The organism is Streptomyces sp. NPDC019937, from assembly GCF_040631655.1.
In the GTDB taxonomy this organism is placed as follows: Bacteria; Actinomycetota; Actinomycetes; order Streptomycetales; family Streptomycetaceae; genus Streptomyces.
The window spans coordinates 35,675-50,156 of the sequence record NZ_JBEYAL010000008.1 but is presented as its reverse complement, the minus strand read 5'-3'; the positions used below and the strand labels follow the sequence as shown (position 1 = coordinate 50,156).

The following is a 14,482-nucleotide window of genomic DNA, read 5'->3' as shown; positions in this document are numbered from 1 at the left end:
TGCGCCAGATGTGACCGCCGGTCAGGCCGCCATGCCCCCCATGGGGGTCATGGGGGGCATGGCACCCATGACCGTCAGACCGTCAGACCGTCAGACCGTCAGCACGACCTTGCCGAACAGATCGCCGCCCGCCATCTTCTCGAACCCCTCCCGCGCCCGGTCCAGCGGCAGCACCGAGTCGATCACCGGCCGCACCCCCCGCGCCGCGCAGAAGCTCAGCAGGTCCTCCAGCTCGTCCTTGCCGCCCATCGTCGACCCGACGACCTTCAGCTCCAGGAAGAAGATCCTGTTCAGCTCGGCGGCCGGCGGGTTGGGGCCGCTGGTGGCGCCCGAGATGACGAGCGTGCCCCCGGGCTTGAGGGACTTCACCGAATGCGACCAGGTCGCGGCGCCGACCGTCTCGATCACCGCGTCCACCCTCCGCGGCAGCCGCTCCCCCGGCTCGTACGCCCCCTCGGCGCCGAGTTCGACCGCCCGCTTGCGCTTGGCCTCGTCCCGGCTGGTGGCGAGCATCCGCAGCCCGGCGGCGGCACCCAGCACGATCGCGGCGGTGGCCACGCCGCCGCCCGCGCCCTGCACCAGCACGCTGTCGCCGGGCCGTACGCCCGCGTTGGTGAACAGCATGCGGTAGGCGGTCAGCCAGGCCGTCGGGAGGCACGCGGCCTCCTCGAAGGACAGCTCCTCGGGCTTGGGCAGCAGGTTCCAGGTGGGGACGGTGACCTTCTCCGCGAAGGTGCCCTGGTAGCGCTCGGTGAGGATGGTGCGGGGCTCGCGCGGTCCGACGCCGTGGCCGCTCTGGCCGATGACCGAGTGGAGGACGACCTCGTTGCCGTCCTCGTCGACCCCGGCGGCGTCACAGCCGAGGATCATCGGCAGCGCCTCCTCGCCGAGTCCGACCCCGCGCAGCGACCACAGGTCGTGGTGGTTGAGCGAGGCGGCCTTGACGCTGACGGTCGTCCAGCCGGGCCGCGCCTCCGGCTCGGGGCGCTCGCCCAGTTCGAGGCCGCTGAGCGGCTGGTCGCGGTCGATACGTGCGGCGTAGGCAGCGAACATGATCCCGACCATAAGGCGCGGCGGGAGACGACGGAACCACGCCGCGATGTGAGTCACACCGCCCCGCCCGCGAAAAAGCGGGGCCGGGCCGCCCCGTGGGCGGCCCGGCCCTGTCAAGCCGGTCGGCGAAGGCTCAGCGGCGCGCCACGCCCTCCGCGCGGGCGGCGGCGGCCACGGCCGCGGTCACGGCCGGGGCGACCCGCTCGTCGAACGGCGAGGGGATCACCTTGTCCGCGCTCAGCTCGTCGGCCACGACGGAGGCCAGGGCCTCGGCGGCGGCGAGCTTCATGCCCTCGGTGATCCGGGAGGCCCGGACCTGGAGGGCGCCGGCGAAGATGCCGGGGAAGGCGAGCACGTTGTTGATCTGGTTCGGGAAGTCGCTGCGCCCGGTGGCGACCACGGCCGCGTGCTGGTGCGCGACCTCGGGGTGGATCTCCGGGTTGGGGTTGGCCATCGCGAAGATGAAGGCGCCGGGCGCCATCTTCGCCACCGCCTCCTCCGGCACCGTGCCGCCGCTGACGCCGATGAAGACGTCGGCGCCGTCCAGCGCGTTCTCCAGCGAACCGGTGAGTCCCGCCTTGTTGGTGAAGCCGGCCAGCTCGCGCTTGACCTCGGTGAGGTCCTCGCGGTCCGGGGAGACGACGCCCTTGCGGTCGCAGACCGCGACGTCTCCGATGCCCGCCTCGGTGAGGATCCGGGCGATGGCCACACCGGCGGCGCCCGCGCCGGAGATGACGGCGCGCAGCTGGCCGAGCGCGCGGTCGGTCAGCTTGGCCGCGTTGCGCAGGGCGGCCAGGGTGACGACCGCCGTGCCGTGCTGGTCATCGTGGAAGATCGGGATGTCGACGCGCTCCTGGAGCTTGCGCTCGATCTCGAAGCAGCGGGGCGCGGAGATGTCCTCCAGATTGACGCCGCCGAACGAGGGCGCGAGCCGGACGACGGTCTCGACGATCTCGTCCACATCCCGGCAGTCGAGCGCGATGGGCACCGCGTCCACGCCGCCGAACTGCTTGAAGAGGATCGCCTTGCCCTCCATCACCGGCAGGGACGCCTCCGGGCCGATGTCGCCGAGCCCGAGCACCGCGCTGCCGTCCGTCACCACGGCCACGACCTGGGACTTCCAGGTGTAGTCATGGACGAGTTCGGGCTGCTCGGCGATCGCGCTGCAGACCTTCGCGACGCCCGGCGTGTAGGCGAGGGACAGGTCGTCCCGGTCGCGCACGGGCACGGTCGCCTGGACGGCCATCTTGCCGCCCCGGTGCAGCGCGAAAGCGGGATCGAAGGGCTCTCCGTCGGTCACTCCGTCGGCTCCTTCGCCGCTGTCGTTTGCGTTGTCGCTGCGAGGATTCACCATCTCCGCTGCCACTTTTTGACCCCTTTGTCGTTTTTCTGTCGAGGGTAACCGCCCCAGGTTCGGAGCGGGCGGGCACCGCGTCCGGTGCCGCGCGGCAGATGCCCGCCACGCGGAATCAGATACGGACGCCGGGCGCGTCGCACTCGCGCCCTGAGCCCCGGATGAGGGGGGTAGCCGTCTGTTCTACCGGAAGCGTGCACCCAGAACGAACGGCTTCCGTAATGGTGGTGTTCGGAAACTTCTCATAACCGTCGGAAGCGGTCGAAGCAGCCTCGAATATGCATGCTGCTGTCACGCGTCATTCGCCGCATGATCACAATTTCGTACCGCTCCCCGCACCTGGGCTGTACAGCCCGGTGTCCGTTTCCTGTGCACCACGGGGATCGCCCGTTATCCGATTTTGACATGGATCGCCGCCCGAGCGTGCCCGTCCGGATGGCAAGATGCCCCAATCACACGAGATCGCGACACCCACACGCGTGTTCCCGAACCTCGGACATCCCTTCACCCCGCCGGAGGAACCAGCATGACCGCCAGCTTCACGCGTCGCCGGGTCACCACGAAGTCCCGGACGGCCGCTGTCGGCGCCGTCGTGGCCGTGGGCGCCCTGCTGCTGACGGGCTGTGGCGACCAGACCGACAAGGCGAAGACGGGAGGCTCCGGCAACGCCGCCGAGAAGGGGCCGCTCTTCAGCAAGCTGCCGAAGAAGATCCAGGACGCGGGTGTGGTCAAGGTCGGCTCCGACATGAACTACCCGCCGGTCGAGTTCAAGAAGAACGGCAAGCCCATGGGGATCGACCCGGACCTGGCGGACGCGCTCGGCAAGGTGCTCGGCGTCAAGTTCGAGTTCAACAACGCCACGTTCGACACCCTGCTGTCCGGTCTGCGCTCGCAGCGCTACGACATCGCCATGTCGGCCATGACCGACAACAAGGGCCGTCAGGACGGCGTCGACCCCGACACCGGCAAGAAGGCCGGCGAGGGCGTCGACTTCGTCGACTACTTCACCGCCGGCGTCTCGATCTACACCAAGAAGGGCGCCGACCAGGGCATCAAGACCTGGGACGACCTCTGCGGCAAGAAGATCGTCGTGCAGCGCGGCACCGTCTCGCACGACCTGGCCAAGGCCGAGTCGAAGAAGTGCGAGAAGGGCGGCAAGAAGAAGGTCGCGGTCGAGGCGTACGGCAATGACACCGAGGCCCAGACCCGGCTGCGCGGCGGGGGCGCCGCGGCGGGGGCCAGCGACTTCCCCGTCGCCGCGTACGCGGTGAAGACCTCCGGCGGCGGCAAGGACTTCCAGCTGGTCGGCGACCAGGTGGAGGCCGCCCCGTACGGCATCGCCGTCTCCAAGAACAACACCGAGCTGCGCGATGCCCTCCAGCAGGCGCTCGCCCTCATCATCGCGAACGGCGAATACGACAAGATCGTCGCGAAGTGGGGCGTCGAGGACGGCGCGGTCACCAAGGCGATCATCAACGGCGGCAAGTGACCCCGGCCGCCCTCCCGCTCGCGTGCTCGCGCTGAAAGGCACTCATCCGTGACAACGAAGATCGACAAGGCGGGGCCCGTCGGCACCCCGTCTCCCGCGCCGGAGGACATCAAGGCCATCCCGGTGCGGCACTACGGCCGCTGGGTCTCCGCGGTCGTCGCCATCGCGCTGCTGGTGACGCTCGTCTACGCCTTCGCCGAAGGCGATGTGAACTGGGCCGCCATCCCGGATTACTTCTTCGACGGCGAAGTCCTCAAGGGCGTCCGCAACACCATCTGGATCACCATCCTGGCGATGGTGCTCGGTGTGGCCCTCGGCATCGTCCTGGCCGTGATGCGGCTCTCCAAGAATCCGGTGACCTCCTCCATCGCCTGGGGTTACATCTGGTTCTTCCGCGGCACCCCGGTCTATGTGCAGCTGCTGGTGTGGTTCAACCTGGGACTGGTCTTCCACTACATCAACATCATGCCGATCTACAAGGACGAGTGGTCGGACTTCATGACCCCGTTCCTGGCCGCCCTGCTGGGCCTCGGGCTGAACGAGGCCGCGTACATGGCGGAGATCTGCCGGGCGGGCATCCAGTCCGTCGACGAGGGCCAGACCGAGGCCGCGCAGGCGCTGGGCATGAGCCACGCCAAGACCCTGCGCCGGGTCGTCCTGCCGCAGGCCATGCGGGTGATCGTGCCGCCGACCGGCAACGAGTTCATCAACATGCTCAAGACCACCTCGCTGGTGATCGCCGTCCAGTACTGGGACCTGCTGCAGGCCACCTCGGAGGTCGGTCAGAACTCCGGCGCCACCGCGGAGATGCTGTTCCTCGCCGCCGCCTGGTACCTGATCCTCACCTCGGTGCTCAGCGTGGGCCAGTACTACCTGGAGCGCTACTACGCGCGGGGCACCACCCGGAACCTGCCCGCGACGCCGCTGCAGCGCATCCGGATCAACCTGCTGTCCGGCTCCAACCGCCAGGGGATGTGAGCGTATGAACGCCATGGTGAAGGCCGAGGGCGTCCACAAGTCCTTCGGCGCCGTCCAGGTCCTCAAGGGCATCGACCTGGAGGTCGCCCCCCGCGAGGTGTTCTGCCTGATCGGCCCGTCCGGCTCCGGGAAGTCCACCTTCCTGCGCTGCATCAACCACCTGGAGAAGATCAACTCCGGGCGGCTGTACGTGGACGGCGACCTGGTCGGCTACCGGCAGAAGGGCGACAAGCTCTACGAGCTCAAAGACCGCGAGGTCGCCGCCAAGCGCCGCGACATCGGCATGGTCTTCCAGCGCTTCAACCTCTTCCCGCACATGACCGCGCTGGAGAACGTGATCGAGGCGCCGGTGCAGGTCAAGGGGGAGAGCAAGGCGGTCGCCCGGGAGCGCGCAGGCAAGCTGCTGGACCGGGTGGGCCTCGCCGACAAGGCGGGCAACTACCCCTCGCAGCTCTCCGGCGGCCAGCAGCAGCGGGTCGCGATCGCGCGGGCGCTGGCCATGGAGCCGAAGCTGATGCTCTTCGACGAGCCCACCTCGGCGCTCGACCCGGAGCTGGTCGGCGACGTCCTCGATGTGATGCGCGGGCTCGCCGAGGACGGCATGACGATGATCGTCGTCACACACGAGATGGGCTTCGCCCGGGAGGTCGGGGACTCGGTCGTCTTCATGGACGACGGGGTGGTCGTCGAGGCCGGACTCCCGCGTGAGGTGCTGACGAATCCGCAGCACGAGCGGACGAAGTCGTTCCTGTCGAAGGTGCTGTAGGAAGACGAGGCGAGGGCGGTACGGGGCTGTGAGGCTCCGTACCGCCCTCGCGCCGCTTCCGCGAGCGCTGCTCCGTGCGCCCGAGCACCTACTTGAGCCCGAGCACCATCGCGTCCGAGACCGAGCACCACACGGGTCGCGCCTCGGCGAACCCCGCCTCGCGCAGCGCGTCCACGTGCCAGCCGGCGGGCTGCACCTCGCCGTCCTCGTGGTCGCCGTCCGCCGGATTTCCGAAGATCGTGAACCGCTCGGCGACGGGCCCCGCCAGCACCGGGTCCGCCGCGGCGGCGCCCCACCAGTCCGCCCAGTCCTGGGCGCCCTCGGCCTTGGCCCGGGCCTGCCGCTCCTTGCGGTACGCGCGGTCCGCGTCGTTGAGCCGGGGCGTGTCCGGGTCCGGCATGTGGTCGGCGTTCAGGAACACCCCGCCGTCCCGTACGACCCCCGCCACCTGGCCGTACAGCGCGCGGAGTTCATCGGAGCGCAGCCAGTGCAGGGCGGTGGCGGTCAGCACCGCGTCGTACGTGGGGTGCGGCAGCCGGCCCGTCCAGCCGGGGTCGCGCAGGTCCACGCTGACGAAGGTGACGCGGCCGTCCCCCGCGAAATGCCCGCGCGCGATGGCCAGCAGCGCGGGGTCCAGATCGACGCCGGTGCTGGTGGCGCCGGGGAAGCGGCGCAGCGCCCGATCCGAGATACTGCCCGTGCCGCAGGCGAGGTCGAGGATTCTCGGCTCGGGTCCGACCAGCGCCTCGACCGCGTCGAGCATCGCCCGGAACCGCTCCTCACGATCGGGGAGGTACCACTCCTGCTGCCGGTCCCAGCTCCGTTGCCAGGCCTGCCAGTCCGCCGCGGCGAGGGTCTCCGTCATCGCGTTCCTCCATGTCGTAGCCCGTAATACCCTGGCGCGTAGAGCGCCCATTACCCGACCTGACCGAAACCGACCATAGACCGCCCCCGTAAGGACCACAAGTGGAACTGGCTTATTACTCAGATCTCGCCGTGCGTCTGGTCAACAGCGAGGAGCCCGCACGCGGCACCGACGCGCTCACCTCGGTCGAGGCCGTACGCACCCTCTTCGGCGAGAGCGGGCAGTCGGCCCGGCGCGCGACGGACGCCGACGTCACCCGGCTGCGGTCGGTGCGGGCCCGGCTGCGCGCGGTCTTCGAGGCGGCGGCGGACGGGGACGAGGTCCTGGCGGTGGACCTGCTCAACGCGCTGCTCATCGAGTTCCCGGTGAGCCCGCAGATCTCCGGACACGAGCTGCGGGACGAGGACGGCCGCCCCGACTGGCACATGCACATCGCCGACTACGCCGCCAACGCCAGCGCCGGGTTCGCCGCGACCGCCTCCATGGGACTCGCGTTCCACCTCACCGAACTGGGCGCGAACCGGCTCGGCATCTGCGAGGCCCCGCCCTGTCGCAACGCCTATCTCGACACATCGACAAACCGATCCCGGCGCTACTGCTCGGACCGCTGCGCCACTCGCGCCAACGTCGCCGCCTACCGCGCCCGTAAACGCCTCGACGCGGGCCGCCCGGCCGACTCCGCGCCCACCGCGCGCACGGCGCCCCTGGCCCGCGACCGCGAGCGCACCGGCCGCACCGCCGACACCGCCCACGACAGCAGCCCCGCCGCCGACCGCTGACCCCGGGGCCCGGTCCCTCCCGGCAGCGGCCGCACCCTCAACCACGCCCGGGCCACCACCAGCTCGTCCGGCACGGCCCCGAACTCCCGGCTGTCGTTCTCCACGTCCGGGTTGTCCCCCATCACCCACCAGCCGCCCTCACGCCGCTCCACCGCGCGCTTGACGATGAGCAGGTCCTGCCGGAAGGGATGCCGCAGCACCACCACGTCCCCCGGCCGCACGGGCACCCCGTACCGCACCACCAACTGGTCGCCCGGATACAGCGACGGCTGCATCGACGGGTTGTACACCTCGGCCAGCCCCATCCGCAGCAGGCCGTGCTGCTCGCGGTCCCTCTCCTGCCCGCGATCGTGCAGCTGCTCCTGCATCACGGCACCTCCGGTCCGTACTCCGCCATCCGCCCCACCATCCCAGGTCACACTCCCGGACACCCCGGAGTGTCACCGGACTTTTGACCTAAGCCCCCCGGGGCACCCGAGAAAAGCCTTCCCGCACGGAGTAATCTCGCACCTGAGAAGACGATCACGAATGGAAGGACAGCTCTATGCTCTCCCGCCTGTTCGCCCCCAAGGTTCAGGTCAGCGCGCACTGCGACCTGCCGTGTGGCGTGTACGACCCGGCCCAGGCCCGCATCGAAGCCGAGTCCGTCAAGGCCATCCAGGAGAAGTTCCAGGCCAACGAGGACCCGCACTTCCGCGCCCGCGCCACCACCATCAAGGAGGAGCGCGCGGAGCTGGCCAAGCACCACGTCTCGGTGCTGTGGAGCGACTACTTCAAGCCCCCGCACTTCGAGAAGTACCCGGAGCTGCACCAGCTGGTCAACGAGACCCTGAAGGCGCTCAGCGCCGCCAAGGGCTCCACCGACCCGGCCACGGGCCAGAAGGCCCTGGACTACATCGCCCAGATCGACAAGATCTTCTGGGAGACCAAGAAGGCCTGACCCGGCCCTGGGGCCCTTGAGTCCCCCTGCCCGCACCCGGCCCGCCACCCGCGGCCGGGTGCGGTCTTCTTTCGCGCCCCGCGTCCGGCACCGCCTCTGGTTGATGCCCCGCCGAATGTGGACGAGGCTGGGATACGTGGACGAAGCGGGCGCGGCGCGGGTCACCGTCAGCGGTGACGCCACGGTGACCGGCTGGAACGACGGCGCCCGGCGGCTGCTCGGCTATCCGCCGTCGGAGGTAGTGGGGCGGTCCGCCGCGGCGCTGCTGGCCGAGCCGGCCGAGGGCGTGGTGGAGCGGGCCCGGGCGGCGCGGACGCGCTGGCGCGGCACGGTGGCGGTGCGCCACCGCGACGGGCGGCGGGTGGAGGTGGCGCTGCTGGCCCACCGCGTCGGGGACAGCTGGCTGCTGGTCGCCCCGCTGGCCGCCGACGACGCCGCGGCACCCACCGACGTGACGCTGCTGACCTGGGCGTACGCCCAGTCGCCCTGCCCCATGGCGGTCTACGACACCGAGCTGCGGCTGCGCAAGGTGAACGCCGAGATGGCGCGCGTCATCGGCCTGCCCGAGGGGGACCTCCACGGTCTGCGGCTCGCGGACATCGCCGGGACACTGCGCAGCGAGGGCCTCGAGGCGCTGATGCGGCACGTGCTGCGCACCGGCGAACGGCGCCACATGGAGACGTATCCGCGCACCGGCGGCGAGGAGCGGGAGCACGCCTGGTCGGCCCACTTCGCGCCGCTGAAGGCCAAGGACGGCCAGGTGCACGGCGTATGCCTGGCGGCGCACGACATCACCGAGCAGTACCGGGCCCGGCAGCGGCTGCTGCTGCTGAGCGAGGCCAGCGTACGGATCGGCAGCACCCTCGACATCACCCGCACCGCGCAGGAGCTGGCCGAGGTGTGCGTACCCCGGCTCGCCGACTTCGTGAGCGTCGATCTGCTGGACCGGCTCGACCAGGACGAGGAGCTGCCGCCCGGCCCGCTCACCGGACCGGTCGTGCTGCGTCGCTCCGCCCAGCAGTCGATCTACGCGGGGGTTCCGGAGGCCGCGGTCGAGCCGGGGAAGGTGAACACCTACCCGGAGGCGTCCCCGATGGCCGAGTGCCTGGCGGCGGGGCGGCCCATCATCTACGCCGCAGACGATCCCCTCATCAGGGAATGGGGCGCCCTCAAGCCGGTCCGCGCCGCCAAGATCCGGGAGTTCGGCATCCACTCGGTCATGTCCGTGCCGATCCGGGCCAGGGGGACGACCCTCGGGGTGGCCGTGTTCACCCGTCACCACCGTCCCGGAGGGTTCACCCAGGACGATGTGCTGCTGGCCGAGGAGATCACCACGCGGGCGGCGGTCTGTGTGGACAACGCGCGCCGCTTCACCCGGGAGCGCGACACCGCGCTCGCCCTGCAGCGCAGTCTGCTGCCGCAGGCGGTGCTGCGGCCGTCGGCGGTGGAGGTGGCCTCCCGCTATCTGCCCGCCGGGCCGTACACGGCGGCGGGCGGCGACTGGTTCGATGTGATTCCGCTGTCCGGGGCGCGGGTCGCCCTGGTGGTGGGCGATGTGGTCGGCCACGGCATCCAGGCGTCGGCCACCATGGGGCGGCTGCGCACCGCGGTACGGACCCTCGCCGATGTGGACCTGCCGCCGGACGAACTCCTCACCCATCTCGACGACCTGGTGATCCATCTTTCGGCGGAGGCCGGGGACGAGGAGACCGCCGGGGATGTCGGCGCCACCTGCCTGTACGCGGTCTACGACCCGGTCTCCCACCACTGCTCGATGGCCGCGGCCGGGCACCCCGCGCCGGCCGTGGTCACCCCCGGCGGCCCGGTGGAGTTCGTCACCCTGCCGGTGGGCCCGCCGCTCGGGGTGGGCGGGCTGCCGTTCGAGACGATGGACCTCGAACTGCCCGAGAACACCGTGCTCGCCCTCTACACCAACGGCCTGCTGGGCGGCTGGGACCGGGACGTCGACGAGGGGCGCGTGCTGCTGGCCGACGCGCTGGCCCACCCCGCCGCCTCGCTGGAGGGCACCTGCGACTCCGTCCTGCGCGCGCTGCTGCCCGAGCACGGCGTGCTCGACGACGTCGCCCTGCTCCTCGCCCGGACCCACGCCCTGGACGCGGCGCACGTGGCCACCTGGGACGTGCCCGCCGACCCGGCCTGTGTCGCCCGCTCCCGCCGGGACGTCACCGAGCGGCTGACCGACTGGGGGCTGGACGAGGCGGTGTTCACCACCGAACTGGTCGTCAGCGAACTGGTCACCAACGCCATCCGGCACGCGATCCCGCCCATCCAGCTGCGCCTGATCCACGACCACTCGCTGATCTGCGAGGTGTCCGACGCCAGCAACACCGCCCCGCATCTGCGCCGCGCCCGCACCTTCGACGAGGGCGGCCGCGGGCTGCTGCTGGTCGCCCAGCTCAGCCGGCGCTGGGGCAGCCGGCAGACCGCGGAGGGCAAGACGATCTGGGCGGAGCAGCCCCTGCCGGGCGCGCCGCCCGACCTCGGCTGATCCGCCGTTCGCGGGGGACTGTCAGTGCCCTGTGTCAGGCTTCACGGGCAGCTCTCACCGGACGAAGGGGGACCCGCGCATGCGCGCCGGAGGATTCTCGACAGCACGGCTGGACCGGATGCGGGACGTCATGGCCCGCCATGTGGAAAAGGGCGAGGCGCCCGGGCTCGTCATGGCGCTCAGCAGGCGCGGTGAGACGCATGTCGAGGTGATCGGTACGAAGGCGGTCGGCACCGAGGACCCGATGCGCCGGGACACGATCTTCCGGATCGCCTCGATGACGAAGCCGGTCATCGCGGCCGCGGCGATGATCCTGGTCGAGGAGTGTGTGCTGCGGCTGGACGAGCCGGTGGACCGGCTGCTGCCCGAGCTGGCCGACCGCCGGGTGCTGCGCCGGATCGACGGGCCGCTGGAGGACACCGTTCCGGCGATCCGCCCGATCACCCTGCGCGACCTGCTGACCTTCCGGCTCGGCTTCGGCATGCTGGCGGGCCCGCGGGAGGACACGTATCCGGTGGCGCGTGCCGCCCAGGAGCTGGGGGTCGGGGTGGGGATGCCGGACCCGGCCGCGGCGCCGGACCCCGATGAGTGGATGCGCCGCCTGGGCACGCTGCCGCTGATGCACCAGCCGGGCGAGAAGTGGATGTACCACACCGGCTCCCAGGTGCTGGGCGTAGCTCTGGCGCGGGCCACCGGCCGCCCGCTGGAGGCGTTTTTGCGGGAGCGGATCTTCGAACCGCTGGGCATGGCGGACACCGGTTTCCACGTACCGCCGGAGAAGCTCGGCCGGCTGGCCACCTCCTACGTCGCCGACCCCGGGACGGGGAAGCTCGAACGGTACGACGGGGTCGAGGACAGCCGGTGGGCCGCGCCGCCCGCGTTCCCGGACGGCGGCGGGGGCCTGGTCTCCACGGTCGACGACTATCTGGCGTTCGGCCGGATGATGCTGGACCAGGGGCGGTACGGCGACGGCGAGCGCATCCTGTCCCGGCCGTCGGTGGAGCTGATGACGACGGACCAGCTGACGCCCGCCCAGAAGGCGGTGTCCGGGCTGCTCCCCGGCGCGTGGGACAACCTGGGCTGGGGGTTCGGGGTTTCGGTGGTCACCGGGCGGGACGGCGTCGCGGCGGTGCCGGGGCGGTTCGGCTGGGACGGCGGGCTCGGCACCTCGTGGGCCTCGGACCCGGCGGAGCGGATGGTGGCGGTCCTGCTGACCCAGCGCGCGCAGTTCCCGATGTTCTCCCCGGTCTATCTCGACTTCTGGACGCTGGCCTACCAGGCCATCGACGACTGAGGCGGGGAGACCTCAAGCACCGTCCGACGGGCCCGCGAGGCCGATGTCGGCCAGCGGGACCGGCGGACGGGCGTCGCGGATCCGCACCAGCGGGCTGTCGTTGCGCACCAGCCACTGGCGGTAGGCGTCGCTCGCCCAGGCGATCTCCAGGTACGCGTGCTCCAGGTCGGCGAAGAGCGCGTCGATGTCGGCGGAGCCGGCCGGGTCGCCTTCGTCCGGCACGCGCGAGGCCAGGTACAGCCCGACCGCCAGCGGATCCCCGTGCAGCGGCCGCACCGCCATGCCCGCGCGCGACCGGGCCGTGGGCTGGCACGGGGCGACGACCTCGCCGGAGGCGACCAGATCGCTGGCGGTCAGATAGTCCCCGTACACCACCCGCGGGTTGAGCCCGGCGGCGCTGAGGACCCGGCGCAGCCCGGGCCCTTCGCCGTCGCCCGTCGGGTCGACCATCCACTGGTCGCCGGCGAGGTCCGTGAGCCGCACCACCGGTGCGGCGGCGGCCGGATGCGTCTCGGCGAGGGCCACGAACTGCGGCTCGCGGGCCAGCAGCACCCGACGCCGCACGCTGTCGGGGACCCGCAGCGGGGCGCCCTCGACCTCGTGGACGAACGCGGCGTCGAGCTGCTGCTCGGCGACCATCTCCAGCAGGGCGTTCGCCGACACGTCGATGTGGATGGTGGTGTCGGCGTCCGGGAAGCGGGCGCGGAGCCTGCGCAGCCAGCCGACCACGGCCCGGCTGCCGGTGCTGCCGATGCGCAGACACTCGCCCGCGGTCTGCCCCACCTCCAGCCGGACCTCGCTGACCAGGGTGTTCATCTCGGCCACGATGGGCCGGGCCCGGTTGAGCAGGGACTGGCCGAGCGGGGTGGGGCGGCTGCCGGTGACCTCCCGCGAGAACAGCCGGCCACCGATGGTGTTCTCGATGCGCCGGAGCTGTGTCGTCAAAGAGGGCTGGGTCATGCCCAGCTGCCGCGCCGCCTTCCGTAGGCTGCCGGTGTCGGCGATGGCGCACAGCGCACGAAGGTGCCTCACCTCGAGCTCCACGGCGGGAGCATAACGGCGCTCTCGCGCGTCACACCAGACACTGAAACCGCGCCAATTCGCCTTTCTGTGGGGCGAGTCGGCGGGCCGGCAGGGGATACCCGTGGATCGGCCCGGCCGGCGGCGGGATATGCCATGGCGCTATCGCCGGTTGGCATCTCCGCGCCACGCCGGTTCTCCTCAAGACTCTGCGGCACCAAGAGTTCATCCCAGGGCTCCCACCGCCGCACCCCACACGGCGGCCGGGGCCCGAGGACGATGAGGAGCCCCCCACGTGACACTTCCCAAGTTGGCGCTGTCCGCGACCCTCGGCCTCGGTCTGGCGGCGAGCCTCGCCGCCGTGCCCGCGTCGGCGGCCACGCCCGGCCACACCACGACCACCACGACCGCCGCGTCCGCCGGTTACGTCCCCGGCGCCGAGGACAAGGCCGACACCGACGCCTTCATCAAGGCCGTGATGAAGTCGGCGCTGGCCAAGCGGGCGAAGGCGCCCAGCGCCACCGCCGCGGTCACCGTCACGTACAGCGCGAGCTCGGCGCCGACCTACAAGTCGGTGATAGCGAGAAGCACCCAGATCTGGAACGCCGCGGTGAGCAACGTGAAGCTGCGGGAAGGCAGCAGCCCGGACTTCACCTACCGCGAGGGCAACAGCTCCAGCGGTTCGTACGCGAGCACCGACGGACACGGCCGCGGCTACGTCTTCATCGACTACGCACAGAGCCAGCAGTACGACCAGACGCGGATCGTCGCACACGAGACCGGCCATGTGCTCGGTCTGCCGGACCACTACTCGGGCCCGTGCAGCGAGCTGATGTCCGGTGGCGGCCCGGGCACGTCCTGCAAGAACTCGCAGCCGAACGCGGCCGAGATCAGCCGCGTGAACCAGCTGTGGGCCAACGGCCTGGCCGCCCTGCAGAAGAAGGACCTCGCCAAGGCCCACTGAGCACCGCGGACCACCCATGAGCCCCTGAACCGCTGATCAGGGCACGCCGCCCGCACCCGGACCCCCGACGCCGGTGCGGGCGGCCGGTGTTTCCCCGAAAGCCTCCGCCCGGAAAGGCCCCGCCCGAAAGCGCCGCACGCGGGGCGCTCCCGCTCACGGGCGGAGGTACGGTGTATTCACCAAGGTTTCGCGCATTTCGGCCGGAATCCTCCAGGCCGGGGCCCGGCCCCAGGGAGTGAACACCATGGAGACCATCGTCACCGTGGCCGTGATCCTGGCGATGATCGCCGTGGGTGTGCTGGTGATCCACCGACTCAACGCCCAGAACGGCAACAAGATCGCGGCCGAGCGCCACAGCGAGGTCCCGGCCCGCCACCGCCACCGCTCCCGTCGCCACGGCTGGGGCCGCGGGCGGCCGCACCGCGGCCACCGGGTGGCGCCGCCACGCGTCTGACCCACCACTCCCCGGCC

General features: G+C 71.3%; 13 protein-coding genes and 1 pseudogene. 9 read left to right on the top strand and 5 right to left on the bottom strand.

What is annotated here, in order from left to right:
- Positions 1-90: 90 nt before the first annotated feature.
- Both ABZ562_RS09930 and ABZ562_RS09925 read right to left on the bottom strand, forming a co-directional pair.
- Positions 91-1,053: a zinc-binding dehydrogenase gene (locus ABZ562_RS09930; RefSeq protein ID WP_361476123.1), complete on the bottom strand. Its 963-nt coding sequence runs from the start codon at positions 1,051-1,053 to the stop codon at positions 91-93.
- Between the two features lie 133 nt (positions 1,054-1,186).
- On the bottom strand, positions 1,187-2,419 hold the full coding sequence (locus ABZ562_RS09925; protein ID WP_361476121.1) for an NADP-dependent malic enzyme: 1,233 nt from the start codon (positions 2,417-2,419) through the stop codon (positions 1,187-1,189).
- Positions 2,420-2,933: 514 nt separating this feature from the next.
- On the opposite strand from ABZ562_RS09925, the gene ABZ562_RS09920 reads away from it, so the two are divergent.
- From ABZ562_RS09920 to ABZ562_RS09910, 3 genes are read left to right on the top strand one after another with little or no spacing between them, the layout of a single operon-like run.
- Entirely contained in the window at positions 2,934-3,896 is a 963-nt protein-coding gene (locus ABZ562_RS09920) for an ABC transporter substrate-binding protein (RefSeq protein WP_361476119.1), read from the top strand.
- A 48-nt stretch (positions 3,897-3,944) separates the two neighbouring features.
- Positions 3,945-4,874 (top strand): amino acid ABC transporter permease, encoded by a 930-nt coding sequence (locus ABZ562_RS09915; protein WP_361476117.1) that lies wholly within the window; start codon positions 3,945-3,947, stop codon positions 4,872-4,874.
- Positions 4,875-4,878: 4 nt separating this feature from the next.
- Positions 4,879-5,640 (top strand): amino acid ABC transporter ATP-binding protein, encoded by a 762-nt coding sequence (locus ABZ562_RS09910; protein ID WP_055547882.1) that lies wholly within the window; start codon positions 4,879-4,881, stop codon positions 5,638-5,640.
- A gap of 88 nt (positions 5,641-5,728) precedes the next feature.
- On the opposite strand, the gene ABZ562_RS09905 is transcribed toward ABZ562_RS09910, so the two are convergent.
- On the bottom strand, positions 5,729-6,505 hold the full coding sequence (locus ABZ562_RS09905) for a class I SAM-dependent methyltransferase (RefSeq protein ID WP_361476114.1): 777 nt from the start codon (positions 6,503-6,505) through the stop codon (positions 5,729-5,731).
- 101 nt (positions 6,506-6,606) lie between these two features.
- On the opposite strand from ABZ562_RS09905, the pseudogene ABZ562_RS09900 reads away from it, so the two are divergent.
- Positions 6,607-7,095: pseudogene (locus tag ABZ562_RS09900) on the top strand (CGNR zinc finger domain-containing protein); the annotation flags it as partial.
- 44 nt (positions 7,096-7,139) lie between these two features.
- On the opposite strand, the gene sodX reads toward ABZ562_RS09900, so the two are convergent.
- On the bottom strand, positions 7,140-7,652 hold the full coding sequence (sodX, locus tag ABZ562_RS09895) for a nickel-type superoxide dismutase maturation protease (RefSeq protein WP_361476112.1): 513 nt from the start codon (positions 7,650-7,652) through the stop codon (positions 7,140-7,142).
- A gap of 176 nt (positions 7,653-7,828) precedes the next feature.
- Here sodX and sodN point away from each other — a divergent pair, with 176 nt between their 5' ends.
- From sodN to ABZ562_RS09880, 3 genes are all read left to right on the top strand, one after another.
- Positions 7,829-8,224: a superoxide dismutase, Ni gene (sodN, locus tag ABZ562_RS09890; RefSeq protein ID WP_055547886.1), complete on the top strand. Its 396-nt coding sequence runs from the start codon at positions 7,829-7,831 to the stop codon at positions 8,222-8,224.
- Between the two features lie 115 nt (positions 8,225-8,339).
- Positions 8,340-10,733 carry a SpoIIE family protein phosphatase gene (locus tag ABZ562_RS09885; protein ID WP_361476110.1) on the top strand — a complete coding sequence of 798 codons (2,394 nt, stop codon included), beginning with the start codon at positions 8,340-8,342 and terminating at the stop codon, positions 10,731-10,733.
- Positions 10,734-10,812: 79 nt separating this feature from the next.
- Positions 10,813-12,027: a serine hydrolase domain-containing protein gene (locus tag ABZ562_RS09880; protein WP_361476108.1), complete on the top strand. Its 1,215-nt coding sequence runs from the start codon at positions 10,813-10,815 to the stop codon at positions 12,025-12,027.
- A 12-nt stretch (positions 12,028-12,039) separates the two neighbouring features.
- Here the strand turns inward: ABZ562_RS09880 and ABZ562_RS09875 are convergent, their stop codons facing one another.
- Positions 12,040-13,071: a LysR family transcriptional regulator gene (locus ABZ562_RS09875; protein WP_361476106.1), complete on the bottom strand. Its 1,032-nt coding sequence runs from the start codon at positions 13,069-13,071 to the stop codon at positions 12,040-12,042.
- Between the two features lie 271 nt (positions 13,072-13,342).
- Between ABZ562_RS09875 and snpA the strand changes: the two genes are divergently transcribed.
- The gene (snpA, locus tag ABZ562_RS09870; protein WP_361476104.1) at positions 13,343-14,011 is read left to right on the top strand and encodes a snapalysin; all 669 of its coding nucleotides are present in this window, start codon (positions 13,343-13,345) and stop codon (positions 14,009-14,011) included.
- A gap of 244 nt (positions 14,012-14,255) precedes the next feature.
- Entirely contained in the window at positions 14,256-14,465 is a 210-nt protein-coding gene (locus ABZ562_RS09865) for a hypothetical protein (RefSeq protein ID WP_055548733.1), read from the top strand.
- Positions 14,466-14,482 lie beyond the last annotated feature (17 nt).

Bases quoted from the DNA above. Each gene is read 5' to 3' on its own strand.
- sodN (WP_055547886.1), top strand. From the start codon at position 7,829: ATGCTCTCCCGCCTGTTCGCCCCCAAGGTTCAGGTCAGCGCGCACTGC.
- ABZ562_RS09880 (WP_361476108.1), top strand. From the start codon at position 10,813: ATGCGCGCCGGAGGATTCTCGACAGCACGGCTGGACCGGATGCGGGAC.
- ABZ562_RS09905 (WP_361476114.1), bottom strand. From the start codon at position 6,505: ATGACGGAGACCCTCGCCGCGGCGGACTGGCAGGCCTGGCAACGGAGC.
- ABZ562_RS09930 (WP_361476123.1), bottom strand. From the start codon at position 1,053: ATGTTCGCTGCCTACGCCGCACGTATCGACCGCGACCAGCCGCTCAGC.
- sodX (WP_361476112.1), bottom strand. From the start codon at position 7,652: ATGCAGGAGCAGCTGCACGATCGCGGGCAGGAGAGGGACCGCGAGCAG.
- ABZ562_RS09885 (WP_361476110.1), top strand. From the start codon at position 8,340: ATGTGGACGAGGCTGGGATACGTGGACGAAGCGGGCGCGGCGCGGGTC.
- ABZ562_RS09910 (WP_055547882.1), top strand. From the start codon at position 4,879: ATGAACGCCATGGTGAAGGCCGAGGGCGTCCACAAGTCCTTCGGCGCC.
- ABZ562_RS09920 (WP_361476119.1), top strand. From the start codon at position 2,934: ATGACCGCCAGCTTCACGCGTCGCCGGGTCACCACGAAGTCCCGGACG.
- ABZ562_RS09865 (WP_055548733.1), top strand. From the start codon at position 14,256: ATGGAGACCATCGTCACCGTGGCCGTGATCCTGGCGATGATCGCCGTG.